Consider the following 12194-nt stretch of genomic DNA (forward strand, 5'->3'; position numbering starts at 1 on the left):
CCCCCACCCGTAGGGATATAAATACACCCGCACGCGAGGACAGCGCCGAGTTCGACCCCCACCCGTAGGGATATAAATACACCCGCACGCGAGGACAGCGCCGAGTTCGATCTGTTCTGGACGACCTACCCCCGGAAGATCGGCAAGGACGACGCCCGGCGAAAGTTCGTGGCGGCGATCCGTGGCGGAGCGACGATCGGCCAGCTTGTCGCCGGAGTGACCCGCGACCGACAGCGGCAATGGCTGGACCGGCCACCGGACATGATCCCCCACCCGGCGACCTGGCTGAACCAGGGCCGGTGGAAGGACGAACCCGAACAGCATCAACCCCAGGCCCAGGGCCAACCCCATGAACGCCGTCACCCACCAACCGACAAGTTCGAGCGCCATCAGGCAAATCTTGAGCGAGCTGTCGCCGGGTCTCAACTCGCTGCTCGCCTTCGAGCCATCGAACCTGAGGGCAGTTTCTGAGATCGCCAGGACTCCGATGTTGCTGGACGAGTGCCGCCGGGTGCTGCCCGCGATCCGGGGCCGCGCCACGCTGCCGGCGACGAACGACGAGGTCGAGCAGATCATCGGCGCCAAGTTCGCCACCTACCGCCAGCCCGAGCGCACGGACGCCGAATGGGCGATGTTCTGGGCCGACTACCACACCGTTCTCGCCGATGTGCCAGGCTCCGCCCTCAAGGCCGCGATGGACGCGATCCTGAAGGATCCGAAGATCGAATTCCTCCCCAAGCCCGCCAAGCTTCGGGAGATCGCCCTGATGACCGAGAACCGCGCCGTGCGGGCTTTCGACCGCGCTCGCCAGGCTATCGAGATGGCCGACAAGCCGCCGGTCGACGACGGGCCCAAGGTACCGCTGCCGGAACTGAAGATCGGCGGCCTCCGGCTGGAGCCCAGCGCCGCCGACAAGGCCCGCGTCCAGCGCCAGATGCGCGACTACATCGCTCAGGACGACGCCCGGAAGGCCGCGCAAGCCACTGCTCGTAAGGCCAATCTGCCCGACAGCTCCGGTCCCACCACTGAATCCGGCGTCACCGAGGCCATGAAAGCCAAGATCGCCAAGGACCGTGCAGCATGACCGCCTACCGCCCCAAGCAAGCCGGCCCCGCCGTTGCGCCCTCCATGGCCAGGGCTCCGGGTTCCTTCGACCCGATGGCCGCCAGCATCATCGAGCGCTGCACCCGCAACGGCTCCACCCGCTGGCAGGCCGTGGCGAACATGCTGGGCCGCTGCATCCATTCGGTAAGGGCCGACTACGACCCGACCTATCTCAAGCCCCAGGACAGCGAGAAGACCGCATGAGCCGCCGCCGATCCCCCAAGCCCGCCACGCCGGAGCAGATCCAGGCTCAAGCCGTGAAGCGCCGAGCCGAGGAGGCCGAGCAGCGCGCCCGGGAGAAGGTCGCCGACAAGACTCCGGAAGCCTGGGGCGCCAACGTCTCGTCGCTGACCATGCCTGCCAACGCCAACGTCGCCGTGACGATGGACAAGGTCAAATCCCGCCAGGTCCAGACCGCCAAGCGCATGGACGCCTTCGCGGCGCTCGAAAGCGGCATGCCGACCGCCAGCTATGTCGCCGCCCGCCGACTCCAGACCGACATCACCATCCGCAAGGGGGAGCAGGACCGGGGTCGCAACTTCGACAGGGTCGACTGCGACGCCCCCACCGACCGCACGGACGCCATGATCGCGGCCGCCAAGCGAATCGAGGCCGTGTTAGCCAGACTCGGCGGGCACACCCAATGGCTGCTGTCAGAGCTTGCGAGCCCGTCCGACGTCATTCGCCTCAACCACCAGTCCTGGCGGTCGATCGTCCAGTACATCACCGGCGAGGAGGACGCGATGGCGCAGGCCGGCGCCGTCCGCCACGCTTGCAAGGAACTGGCCCTGGTCTACGCTGAGCTGGATCGGGCGCCGAGGAGGGCGATGGCGTGACGACCATCGCTTACCGTGACGGTGTCTTGGCCGCTGACAGTCTATCGACTCGCTACGGCAACCGCGAAGGCACGGTCTGCAAGATCGCCAAGAAGGCAAATCTAATGGCGGGCGCCAGCGGTTCGGCCGACATGTGCCAAGCCTTCCGTGTCTGGTTCATGACCGGGTGCAAGGGCCAGCCGCCTTACATGGGCGATCCGGACAAGAGTTGGGCCGAGGGCTTCATCGTCATGCCCGATGGCGCGGTGGCAGTCTTCGGTCCATCATCGCAGTGGGTAAACCAGCCCTACGGCGGCTTCTCGGCCTGGGGCTCGGGCTCCGACGTGGCCCTCGGTGCGATGGCCGCCGGCGCCACCGCAGAACAGGCCGTAGCCGCAGCTATCATGCTGGATATAAACAGCGGTGGCGAAATCACGGTGCTGCGCCGCTAAGCGCCACTTGACCGTTCAATCGAAACACTGCACCTTCGAAACGTTCAAGGTCTGCGCTAAAACTCAAACGGCGGAGCCACATGAACATCAGCTTCATTTACATCCTCGGCACGCAGGACAACCCGGTCAAGATCGGGTTCGCAGCGGATGTAACGTCGCGCGTTATCCAACTGCAAATAGGGTGCCCTGACCCTCTAATCGTCCACAAGGCGTTGCCGGTCTCGTCCCTGATCGCTGGAACTATCGAGGGGCTGATTCATGGGCGCTTGATCGATCATCATCGCAGAGGCGAGTGGTTCAACATCGACGCGAGCGCAGCAGCCGATCTCTGCGCTGAGGTTATTCACGAGGTCACAGAGCGCTTTTTGGGCCAGCAAGAACGACAAGATCGGGATCGAGACCTGATTGAGCGGATCGCAGCCCGCACTCCTCTGGAGTCCATAGCGCGCGAGGCGGTCGAGTTTTACCTCAGTGAGCACCGAACGAGGCGAGACGCCAAGGCTGTTCGGTGCATGAATGGGTACATCTTGCAGCACGCAGGGCTTCTGCCGCTGGAGCTCTTCAAGCGCGTGGCTATCGCCGGAGACCGCATCGAAATCCTGCTGAAAGGTGATCGACGGGCTATCGAAAATGGCTACATAACGCTCGCATTGGCAATGAACGCACTTGCTGCCTACTATCACCATCGTAAGACGCTGCGGTCCAAGAACCTCGCAGCCTAGCGCGATCACTTTTCGCCCGCGCCCGACAGCCCTGCACCCACGGCTTGACATAGCACCCTGGCGCTTCGTCGCGGCCGGGCGAAACCTCGTCCCATTTGAAAAACTGGCCGGAAATCAAATGAGCGACACCGAAATCAAACGTGGCGGCGCTCGCAAAGGGGCGGGTCGCAAGCCCGGCGCCATCAACAAGGCGACGGCCAAGGCTCTAGCCAAGGCGGAAGAGGGCGGAATCCTGCCGTTGGACTTCATGTTGCAGGTCATGCGCGACGAAGCCGCTGAGCGCTCTGAGCGTCTCGACATGGCCAAGGCCGCCGCACCCTACGTCCACGCCAAACTGGCCAGCATCGAGCACTCGGGCGGCATGACGCTCAACCACGAGGCCGCCCTTGACGAGCTTGACGACTAGGGAAAGGGAAATCCGCCGACGCCTGCGCGACGATTTCCCCCACTACGCCGTCAAGTGCCTGAAGATCCGGTCCAAGTCTGGGGCGATCGAGCCCCTGGAGCTAAACCAGGCCCAACTCTACCTCCACGCCAAGCTGGAGGAGCAGCGCGCCGCTACTGGCAGGGTTCGCGCTCTCGTTCTGAAGGGCAGGCAGCAGGGCATCAGCACCTATCTCGGAGGCCGCTACTACTGGCGCTCTACGCATCGCAAGGGGCTGCGGGTCTTCATCCTGACCCACGAGCAGGACGCCACGAACAACCTGTTCGGCATGGTGGATCGGTACCACAGCCACTGCCCGGCGCTGGTGAAGCCCTCGACCGGAGCCTCCAACGCAAAGGAACTGCTGTTCGACAAGCTGGAGAGCGGCTACGCGGTCGGGACGGCCGGCGCCAAGGCCGTGGGGCGGTCCCAGACGGTTCAACTCTTCCACGGCTCGGAGGTCGCCTTCTGGCCTAACGCGCCAACCCATTTCGCCGGCGTCGTGCAGGCTATCCCGGATTTGCCGGGAACCGAGATCGTCCTGGAGAGCACCGCGAACGGAGTCGGCGGCGAGTTCCACGAGCGCTGGCAGCAGGCCGAGGCGGGGATCGGCGACTATCAGGCCATCTTCATCCCGTGGTTCTGGCAGCCAGAGTATCGACGGACCGTTCCCGACGGCTTCGTGCTCGACGAGGAAGAGGCCGAGTATTTCTCGCTCTACCGAACTGTCGGCCTAACCGATTTGGGGCAGATGGTCTGGCGTCGGGCCAAGATCGCTGAGTTGAAGGACCCGCTGCTCTTCAAGCAGGAATACCCGGCTACGGCGGCTGAGGCTTTCCAGACCACAGGGCACGACAGTTTCATCAAGCCGGACGTCGTCTTACGCGCTCGCAAGCATGTGGTGGGTATCGGTGAGGCGTTCGGCCCGCTCGTCATTGGCGTCGATCCGAAGCGAGAGGGCACCGACAGGTTCGCCGTTGCCTGGCGGCGCGGTCGCAAGCTGATCAAAGTCTGGAGCGATCCGGCTCCGATCGACACGCTACGTGCCGCTGGGATGATCAAGGACATCATCGACCGGGATCGCCCGGCCATGGTGTTTATCGACGCAGGCGGCGGCGGCGGCATCTACGACGTCCTGGTCAGTTGGGACTACGGAGCGCGCGTCAAGCTGGTGAACTTCGGATCGGCGCCCATCGCGCCGCGAAAGCTGGATGCGAACAAGCGGCCGATGGCCGGCCCGAAGAATCGTCGAGCGGAAATGTGGGGCAACTCACGCGACTGGCTCGAAGACGAGGGCGGAGCCGACATCCCCGACAGCGACGCGCTCCAGGCGGACGCCTGCGGCCCCGGCTACCACCGAGACACGAACCAAAGCCTGCTCCTGGAGAGCAAGGAAGACATGAAGAAGCGCGGTGTCCGCTCGCCCGACGAGTGGGACGCGGTCGCTCTGACCTTCGCTGCGCCGGTGTTGGACGCTTACGACCACGAGGACGATTTCACCCATGGCCGTGAACGCAATGCGACAAGCGGATACTGAGGAGGGCGAGGCCGGGGCCGTCCGGCCCATGGACATCATCGCCAACATCCGCTCGCCGAACCTGGCCTTCGACCTGGACAGCCAGACGCTCGCCGAGATCGGCCGCAAGGTGGTCGAGGACTACGAGATCGACCTCAACTCCCGCAAGGCCGAGGGTTGGGACGAGATCAACGAGCAGGCCGTCAAGCTGGCCATGCAGGTCAAGGAGATCAAAACCTACCCGTGGCCGAACGCGGCCAACATCAAGTACCCGCTGGTCACGACGGCGGCTATCCAGTTCGGCTCGCGCTCTTACGCGGCGATCGTCGATGGGTTCAACGTCGTCAAGGGCAAGGTGCTGGGCGAGCCGAGCGACCTGAAGACCGCCCGCGCCGAGCGCATCTCGACCCACATGTCCTACCAGCTCCTGGAGGAGATGGTCGAGTGGGAGGGCGACACCGACCGCATGCTCCACATGCTTCCGGTCGTCGGCTGCATGTTCCGAAAGGTGTGGTTCGATCCGGTCGCCAAGCGCAACCGCTCCGAACTGATCACGCCGGACAAGCTGGTCGTCAACTACTGGGCCAAGCACGAATGCCCGCGCATGACGCAGGTCATGGAGTACTACCCCCACCAGATCACCGAGCGGTTCCGCGGTGAAATCTGGCGAGAGGTCCAGATCGGCCAGGCCGCGAACGTCAATGGTGACGAAGACGCGGCGCACAAGTTCCTCGAGCAGCACCGGCTGTGGGACCTGGACGGCGACGGTTACCCCGAGCCGTACATCGTCACGGTCCACAAGGAGACCTCGCAAGTCGTCCGCATCGTCGCCCGCTACGACGAAGACGGCGTGACGATGAAGGGCAAGGTGGTCGTGAAGATCACCCCGACCGACTACTTCATCAAGTACAGCTTCATCCCTAGCTTGGACGGTTCTTACTACGACATCGGGTTCGGCTCGCTGCTCAACGCGATCAACGAGTCCATCAACGCCGTCATCAACCAGCTGCTCGACGCCGGCCACCTGTCCAATCTCGCCGATGGCATGATCGGGGAGGGTGTCACCCTCAAGTCTGGCAAGCTGGAGCGCTCGCCTGGCAAGTGGCACAAGGTCTCGTCCAGCGGCGGATCGCTGAAGGACAACATCGTCCCGTTCCCGGTCGCGGCGCCCTCGGCGGTGTTGTTCTCGCTGCTTGGCATGCTGATCGAAGCGGCCAAGGACATCACCAACACCAAGGACATCCTGACCGGCGAGACGCAGGGCTCCAATCAGGCTGTCGGAACCACCCTGGCGGCGATCGAGCAGGGTCTGAAGGTCTACACCTCGATCTACAAGCGCATCCATCGGTCGCTCAAGTGGGAGTTGGCCTGCCTTCGTCGCCTGAACCGCCTCTATCTGGATCCGCAGGCCTACTTCAACTTCCAGGACAAGCAGGGCGTGGTCGCACAGGACGACTACCGCGCCGACGACGTGGACGTGATCCCGGTCTCCGACCCAACGGTCGTCACCGACATGCAGCGCCTGGGCCGAGCTCAGTACATGCTGCAGTTCCGAGGCATGGGCCTGGACGACATGGAGATCAACAAGCGCGCCCTGGAGGCGGGCGGGATTTCCGACGTCAAGGGGCTGATGCCCAAGACGCCTCCGGGGCCGCCGCCCGAAGTGCTGCTGAAGACCGAGGAACTGAAGCTGAAGGCTCGCGAGGTCGACCAGGCCGACGACAGGCAGGACTTGGCCGAGCGCCAGTTCGCCCTGGACGCCTCCAGGGCGAAGGCGACCAATACCAAGGCCTATGCCGACGCCCTGGAGGTCTTGAGCCGCATAGGCCAGGACACCAAGGGGCCGGACGGAGAGACGATCCCGGGACAGCACGGCCTCTCACCCGGCGCCCTGGCGCTGCTCGAACAGGTTCACGGCACCGCCGTAACGGAGTTGGGCGAGGCTCAGGCTGAAGTCGCAGCGCAGGAAGCCCAAGATGACGCCGAGCCCCCGGTTCACGGAGAAGACATTCCAGGAGTGGAAGAACCACCCGCTCAGCCTGGCGTTCCTGGCGTTCCTGAAGGAGCAGCAGTCGAGCCTGGCGCAGCAATGGATGGCGGGGGCGAGCTTGTCCCCGGAGAGTCAGACCAGGGCGAAGCTGATGGGGGAGTTGTCGGACCTGAGTTGGTCTGACGTCGCCTCGTTCTATGACGGCGAAGACGCCGAATAATCCGCCCGTAGTGGGCCGATACCCGGGCAGACCGGGTCTCTCGAAGAAAACAGAGAAGACATGAACGCCAGTGGGATCATCCCTCTCGACGTGAAGGTGCTCGTGCGTCCTGACCCGGTCGAAGAAAAGACCGCTGGCGGGATCATCCGGCCCGACATGGTGCGAGACAAGGAAAAGTACGCTTCCGTCAAGGCCACCGTGACCGCTGTCGGGGCTTCGGCCTTCGACGACTGGAGCAGCGGCGAGACCAAGCCCAAGCCCGGCCAGCGCGTGGTGATCGCGCAGTACGCCGGCATCAACATCAAGGGCGACGACGGCGCGGAATACCGCCTCTGCAACGATGAGGACATCATCGCGCGGCTGGAGGCGGCCCAATGATGTCCCGCACCCTCATGTCCGGCGCCGCGATCTGCTTCGCCACCGATGATGCTGCCGCGACTGGCGCTGAAACGGTTGAAGAGGTCGCCAAGGCTGCCGCAACTCCGGCCGAAGACGCCGCGCCCACCGAAACCGCCGAGGCCAAGGCCACGCGCATGGGCTGGCGGCCGCAAGCCGAGTTCAAGGGCGACCAGTCCAAGTGGATCGACGCCGAAACCTTCGTCAAGCGCGGCGAAGAAATTCTGCCGATCGTCCAGGCAAACGCCAAGGCGCTCGAAAAGGCGCTCGCCGAGGCGAACAAGCGCACCGACAAGCTCGAAAAGACCCTCAAGGAGTTCGGCGACTACCACACCCAGTCCGAGGAGCGGGCCTACCAGCGCGCCTTGGCCGATCTGATCGCCCAACAAGACGCTTTCGCGGCCGAGGGCAACGTCGAGGGCGTCCGCGCCACGACTGAGCAGATCGTCGACCTCGGCAAGGAGGTCTCCAAGGTCCCGAAGGTGGGCCAGGACGACGGCGAGCCACAGCACATCACCGATTTCCGGGCCGAAAACCCGTGGTTCCAGAAGGACTCGGTGATGACGGCTGCAGCCCACGCGATCGCCGAGGAATTGGCGATCTCCGGCCTGGTCGACCCGGTCAAGCAGCTCGCCGAGGTGTCCAAGCGCATCAAGGTGGAGTTTCCACACAAGTTCGAGAACCAGCGCCGCGCCGCTCCGGCGCCCGTGGAAGGCGCCACCCCGCCCCGCAAGGCCGGAAAGACCTATTCCGACCTCCCGCCCGACGCCAAGGCCCAATGCGACCGCTTCGTCACGCAGATCAAGGGCTTCAGCCGGGACAACTACGTCAAGGACTTCTTCGCGCAATGACCGACATCGCAGAAACCCCGTCGATCACCGCCGAAACCGCCCCCGAGGCGGCCAAGGCGCCGAAGTCGCTGCGCCGCCGGCGCGGCTCCGTGGGCGGTCTCGCCCTGAAGCTGGATGCTCCCCAGCGCCCCGGATTTGTCCGGCGGTTTGTTCTGAACGACCCCAGCCGCATCGCCCACATGCATGAGCTTGGCTACGACTTCGCGCAGGAAAAAGCAGGCGAAGGCTCCAGGCGCACGCAGGGCCAAGGCACTCGGATCGAGCGCCATGCGGGCAAGGACCAGAACGGAGCGCCCACGCGGCTCGTGCTCATGGAGACTCCGGTCTCCGAGTTCGAAGTCGGCGTGGCCGAGAAGGAAGAGCGGCTGAAGCCGTTCGAGGAAGCCATTCGCTCCAGCGCGGACACCACGGGCGAGGTCGAGAACGCCTACGTCCCGTCGACCCGCTCCTCCATCAACCGGGGCTAGTCCCCAAGGATATCCATCATGGCCAACGCCAATGTGAAAGGCGGGCTCAAGCCCGTGGCTCACGGAAGCAGCGGCGCATACACCGGCGGCGCGCGGGTCTACTCGACCGCCGCCGGTGATGCCGTCGCACTCTTCGTGGGTGATCTCGTCACCGCCACCGGCGCCTCTCAGGTGATCGACGGCGTGACCTATGCCGACGTCGCCCAATCGGCGACCGGCGGGGTGTTCCAGGGCGTCGTGGTGGGCGTGCTGCCCGTCACCTCGTCCTCGCTCACCTACCGCGCCGCCTCCACCCAGCGCCTCGTGCTGGTGGCCGACGACCCGGCTCTCCTGTTCGAGATCCAGGAAGTCTCCGGCGGCACGCCGCTGGACGCCAACGCCATCGGCCTCAACGCCGATATCGTCGTGGGCACCGGCTCCACCGTTTCTGGCCTGTCGGCCATGGAGCTCAACAACGCCACCGAGGCGACCACGAACACCCTCGACGTGAAAATCGTCGGGCTGGTGAATCGGGCCGACAACGAGGTGGGCCCCAACGCGAAATGGCTGGTTCGCCTGAACCGTCACCGCTTCGCCAACCAAGTCGCGGGGATCTAGGCCATGAGCGTGATCAACACCGGCAATATCGCCAAGCTGCTGATGCCTGGCCTGAACGCCATCTGGGGGTCCGACTACAAGGATCACCCGATGGAATATCGGGACCTCTTCGACACCGAGACATCGGAGAAGGCCTACGAGGAGGACCAACTGGTCTACGGCCTGGGTCTGGCTCCGATCAAGCCGCAAGGCTCGGCGACGGTCTACGACACCATGGCCCAGGGCCTGACCTCGCGCTACACCCACGTGGCCTACTCGCTGGGCTTCGTGGTCACTCGCGAGGCGATCAAGGACAACCTCTACGAAAAGTCCGCCATGCGCGGCACGAAGAAGTTGGCCCGGTCCTTCAAGCAGACCAAGGAGAACGTCGGCGCCAACGTCTACAACCGGGCGTTCTCCGGGTCGTATCTCGGCGCGGACGGCGTGGCCCTGCTCTCGACGGCTCACCCGACCCTGGCCGGCAACCAGTCCAACACGTTGGCGACCGCCGCCGACATGTCGGAAGCCGCCCTGGAGGATCTGGTCGTCCAATCGATGAACGCGGTGGATGAGCGGGGTCTTCGGATCCAGCTCATGCCCAAGTCGCTCATCGTGCCGACGGCCCTGGTCTTCGAAGCCGAGCGCATCCTGAAGTCGGTTGGCCAGAACGACACGGCCAACAACGCCATCAACGCCCTGCGCTCGCGCGGCGTGTTCCCGGAAGGGGCCAAGGTCAACCACTATCTGACCGACGCCGACGCCTGGTTCATCCGCACCGACGCGCCGGACGGCCTCAAGCACTTCGAGCGCGAGGCGGCCGAGTTCGACCAGGACAACGACTTCGACACCTCGAACCTGAAGTTCAAGGGCTACGAGCGCTACAGCTTCGGCTGGAGCGACTTCCGCGGCCTCTACGGTTCGGGCGGCGCCTAGCGCTGCAAGGGGAGGGTCTTCGGGCCCTCCCCACCATTTTCCCTGGCGCGGCCGCTGAGCCGCGTTCGCCTCGAACGCCAAGGACATCGACATGGCTTCTCCCACCCGCTTCCCGGGCGGCGTCACCACGGCGCGCGCCATCGCCACGCTGGGCCAGTTCGGGCTTCCCGATCCGACCGGCTGGCACACCTATTTCGACGACTTCGACACCTATACGGCTGGCGCTTGGGTCGTCACCGAGACGCAGGCCGGCGCTACCCAGGCCCTGACCGACGCCGACGGCGGCGTGCTGCTGCTGACCAACTCGGCCGCCGACGACGACCTGAACGCGCTCCAGAAGGTCGGCGAAGGCTTTCTGTTGGAGGCCGGCAAGAAAGCGTTCTTCAAGGCCAGGTTCAAGGTCTCGGACGCCACGCAGTCGGATTTCGCGATCGGTCTGCAGATCACCGACGCCACGCCGCTCGACGTCACCGACGGGATCTACTTCCTCAAGACCGACGGCGCGGCGACCATGGACGTGATCTGCCGCAAGAACGCCACGACCGGCTCGACCTCGGCCACCGCCATCGCCACCGTGGTCGCCGACACCTACCTGACGGTGGGCTGGTACTACGACGGCAAGGGTGCGCTGACGTACTTCGTCAATGACGTGCAACTGGGCACGCTGGACGCCTCCAGCACCTACCTGCCGGATACCGAACTGACGGTGAGCTTCGCCATCCAGAACGGCGAGGCGGTCGCCAAGACCATGAGCGTCGACTACCTCCTGGCCAGCAAGCAGCGCTAGGCCATGAAGGGCGAACAGCGCATCGGTGATTGGAAGGTCATCTGCGACCGGACCGGCTTCGAATGCTGGGCCTCGGAGACCGTGCTTGAGTGGAATGGTCTCCGAGTTCGCCGCCAGTCGGCCGAGCAGCGCCATCCGCAGGACTTCGTGAGGGGCGTCCCCGACAACCCCACCGTGCCGTTCACGCGGCCGGAGTCGGCGGACGTCTTCATCGCCACCAACGCCGTGCGGGCCGAGGACTTGTAGATGGCCACCTCCGAGTCCACCGACTTCACCCTGACGGCGCGTGACATCTGTACGGACGCCCTGCGGATGATCGGCGTGGTCGCCGCCGGCCGCGAACCGAGCGGCGCTCAAGCCGCAACGGCCATGCAGCGGTTGACCATGCTGCTGAAGACCTGGGGAACGATCGAACGCCTGTGGCTGATCGAGGACGCTTCCGAGCCTCTCGTTCAGGGCCAGGCCGCCTATGAGTTGCCTCTGGCGCGCCGGGTGATCTCCGTGCGCCGTCGCGCCGCCGGCCTGGACACGCCGCTCTGCTCAGCCAGCCGCGAGGACTACAACAATCTGCCCACCAAGTCGGCGCAGGGGTTTCCGAACACGTGGTTCTTCGACCCGCAACGCTCGACCCGCACGCTCTACATCTGGCAGACGCCGGACGCCTGGAACGCGGCCAACACCACCCTGGAATACACCTACGCCCGCGTGATCGACGATGTCGACAGCCTCAACGATGAGGCAGATGTCCCGCAGGAATGGCTCGACGCCCTGACCTACGGCCTGGCCAAGCGTCTTGGTCCGGAATTCGGAGTCGCGGCCGACCTGAACTACCAGGAAGTCAAGGCCGAGGCTGACCGGCTTTACGGCGCCCTGACCGCCGACAGCCAGGAAACCGAGCCGACCTACTTCCAGCCGGCCCAACACTTCTAATCTCAGCATCG

Annotated in this window: 16 protein-coding genes; all 16 read left to right on the top strand. The window is 64.9% G+C overall.

The features are described 5' to 3' along the window. Positions 1–349 precede the first annotated feature (349 nt). The 16 genes from AC1DYP_RS15800 to AC1DYP_RS15875 all read left to right on the top strand — a co-directional run bounded on the left by AC1DYP_RS15800 (position 350) and on the right by AC1DYP_RS15875 (position 12183). The gene (locus AC1DYP_RS15800) at positions 350–1084 is read left to right on the top strand and encodes a hypothetical protein (RefSeq protein WP_477047132.1); all 735 of its coding nucleotides are present in this window, start codon (positions 350–352) and stop codon (positions 1082–1084) included. Next, on the top strand, positions 1081–1308 hold the full coding sequence (locus AC1DYP_RS15805; RefSeq protein ID WP_477047133.1) for a hypothetical protein: 228 nt from the start codon (positions 1081–1083) through the stop codon (positions 1306–1308). The genes AC1DYP_RS15800 and AC1DYP_RS15805 overlap by 4 nt, the downstream gene beginning before the upstream one ends. Beyond that, positions 1305–1940 carry a hypothetical protein gene (locus tag AC1DYP_RS15810; protein WP_477047134.1) on the top strand — a complete coding sequence of 212 codons (636 nt, stop codon included), beginning with the start codon at positions 1305–1307 and terminating at the stop codon, positions 1938–1940. The genes AC1DYP_RS15805 and AC1DYP_RS15810 overlap by 4 nt, the downstream gene beginning before the upstream one ends. After that, entirely contained in the window at positions 1937–2371 is a 435-nt protein-coding gene (locus tag AC1DYP_RS15815; protein ID WP_477047135.1) for a hypothetical protein, read from the top strand. Before AC1DYP_RS15810 ends, AC1DYP_RS15815 begins: the two co-directional genes overlap by 4 nt. 80 nt (positions 2372–2451) lie before the next feature. Continuing rightward, a complete protein-coding gene (locus tag AC1DYP_RS15820; RefSeq protein ID WP_477047136.1) occupies positions 2452–3093 on the top strand; it encodes a GIY-YIG nuclease family protein in 642 nt (213 codons plus the stop codon). A 118-nt stretch (positions 3094–3211) separates the two neighbouring features. After that, entirely contained in the window at positions 3212–3499 is a 288-nt protein-coding gene (locus AC1DYP_RS15825) for a hypothetical protein (RefSeq protein WP_477047137.1), read from the top strand. Then, entirely contained in the window at positions 3480–5054 is a 1575-nt protein-coding gene (locus tag AC1DYP_RS15830; RefSeq protein ID WP_477047138.1) for a hypothetical protein, read from the top strand. Before AC1DYP_RS15825 ends, AC1DYP_RS15830 begins: the two co-directional genes overlap by 20 nt. Positions 5055–5082: 28 nt before the next feature. Continuing rightward, positions 5083–7206, top strand: a complete 2124-nt coding sequence (locus tag AC1DYP_RS15835; RefSeq protein ID WP_477047139.1) for a hypothetical protein — start codon at positions 5083–5085, stop codon at positions 7204–7206. A 97-nt stretch (positions 7207–7303) separates the two neighbouring features. Continuing rightward, on the top strand, positions 7304–7621 hold the full coding sequence (locus AC1DYP_RS15840) for a GroES family chaperonin (RefSeq protein WP_477047140.1): 318 nt from the start codon (positions 7304–7306) through the stop codon (positions 7619–7621). After that, positions 7621–8490 (top strand): hypothetical protein, encoded by an 870-nt coding sequence (locus AC1DYP_RS15845; RefSeq protein WP_477047141.1) that lies wholly within the window; start codon positions 7621–7623, stop codon positions 8488–8490. The genes AC1DYP_RS15840 and AC1DYP_RS15845 overlap by 1 nt, the downstream gene beginning before the upstream one ends. Further along, positions 8487–8957 carry a hypothetical protein gene (locus AC1DYP_RS15850; RefSeq protein WP_477047142.1) on the top strand — a complete coding sequence of 157 codons (471 nt, stop codon included), beginning with the start codon at positions 8487–8489 and terminating at the stop codon, positions 8955–8957. Before AC1DYP_RS15845 ends, AC1DYP_RS15850 begins: the two co-directional genes overlap by 4 nt. A gap of 18 nt (positions 8958–8975) precedes the next feature. Continuing rightward, positions 8976–9554: a hypothetical protein gene (locus AC1DYP_RS15855; RefSeq protein WP_477047143.1), complete on the top strand. Its 579-nt coding sequence runs from the start codon at positions 8976–8978 to the stop codon at positions 9552–9554. Positions 9555–9557: 3 nt separating this feature from the next. Beyond that, complete coding sequence (locus AC1DYP_RS15860; RefSeq protein ID WP_477047144.1) at positions 9558–10466, top strand: hypothetical protein; 909 nt, start codon at positions 9558–9560, stop codon at positions 10464–10466. Positions 10467–10557: 91 nt separating this feature from the next. Beyond that, positions 10558–11253, top strand: coding sequence for a hypothetical protein (locus AC1DYP_RS15865; RefSeq protein ID WP_477047145.1), 696 nt, complete (start codon positions 10558–10560; stop codon positions 11251–11253). A gap of 3 nt (positions 11254–11256) precedes the next feature. Next, a complete protein-coding gene (locus AC1DYP_RS15870) occupies positions 11257–11499 on the top strand; it encodes a hypothetical protein (protein WP_477047146.1) in 243 nt (80 codons plus the stop codon). Then, positions 11500–12183 carry a hypothetical protein gene (locus AC1DYP_RS15875; protein WP_477047147.1) on the top strand — a complete coding sequence of 228 codons (684 nt, stop codon included), beginning with the start codon at positions 11500–11502 and terminating at the stop codon, positions 12181–12183. Positions 12184–12194 lie beyond the last annotated feature (11 nt).

The sequence above is a fragment of the Caulobacter sp. P1_D6 genome (assembly GCF_056406095.1).

What these genes read in the sequence shown, in the direction of transcription:
- AC1DYP_RS15800 (WP_477047132.1), top strand. Translation starts at nt 350, where the DNA reads ATGAACGCCGTCACCCACCAACCGACAAGTTCGAGCGCCATCAGGCAA.
- AC1DYP_RS15805 (WP_477047133.1), top strand. Translation starts at nt 1,081, where the DNA reads ATGACCGCCTACCGCCCCAAGCAAGCCGGCCCCGCCGTTGCGCCCTCC.
- AC1DYP_RS15810 (WP_477047134.1), top strand. Translation starts at nt 1,305, where the DNA reads ATGAGCCGCCGCCGATCCCCCAAGCCCGCCACGCCGGAGCAGATCCAG.
- AC1DYP_RS15820 (WP_477047136.1), top strand. Translation starts at nt 2,452, where the DNA reads ATGAACATCAGCTTCATTTACATCCTCGGCACGCAGGACAACCCGGTC.
- AC1DYP_RS15825 (WP_477047137.1), top strand. Translation starts at nt 3,212, where the DNA reads ATGAGCGACACCGAAATCAAACGTGGCGGCGCTCGCAAAGGGGCGGGT.
- AC1DYP_RS15835 (WP_477047139.1), top strand. Translation starts at nt 5,083, where the DNA reads ATGGACATCATCGCCAACATCCGCTCGCCGAACCTGGCCTTCGACCTG.
- AC1DYP_RS15840 (WP_477047140.1), top strand. Translation starts at nt 7,304, where the DNA reads ATGAACGCCAGTGGGATCATCCCTCTCGACGTGAAGGTGCTCGTGCGT.
- AC1DYP_RS15845 (WP_477047141.1), top strand. Translation starts at nt 7,621, where the DNA reads ATGTCCCGCACCCTCATGTCCGGCGCCGCGATCTGCTTCGCCACCGAT.
- AC1DYP_RS15850 (WP_477047142.1), top strand. Translation starts at nt 8,487, where the DNA reads ATGACCGACATCGCAGAAACCCCGTCGATCACCGCCGAAACCGCCCCC.
- AC1DYP_RS15855 (WP_477047143.1), top strand. Translation starts at nt 8,976, where the DNA reads ATGGCCAACGCCAATGTGAAAGGCGGGCTCAAGCCCGTGGCTCACGGA.
- AC1DYP_RS15860 (WP_477047144.1), top strand. Translation starts at nt 9,558, where the DNA reads ATGAGCGTGATCAACACCGGCAATATCGCCAAGCTGCTGATGCCTGGC.
- AC1DYP_RS15865 (WP_477047145.1), top strand. Translation starts at nt 10,558, where the DNA reads ATGGCTTCTCCCACCCGCTTCCCGGGCGGCGTCACCACGGCGCGCGCC.
- AC1DYP_RS15870 (WP_477047146.1), top strand. Translation starts at nt 11,257, where the DNA reads ATGAAGGGCGAACAGCGCATCGGTGATTGGAAGGTCATCTGCGACCGG.
- AC1DYP_RS15875 (WP_477047147.1), top strand. Translation starts at nt 11,500, where the DNA reads ATGGCCACCTCCGAGTCCACCGACTTCACCCTGACGGCGCGTGACATC.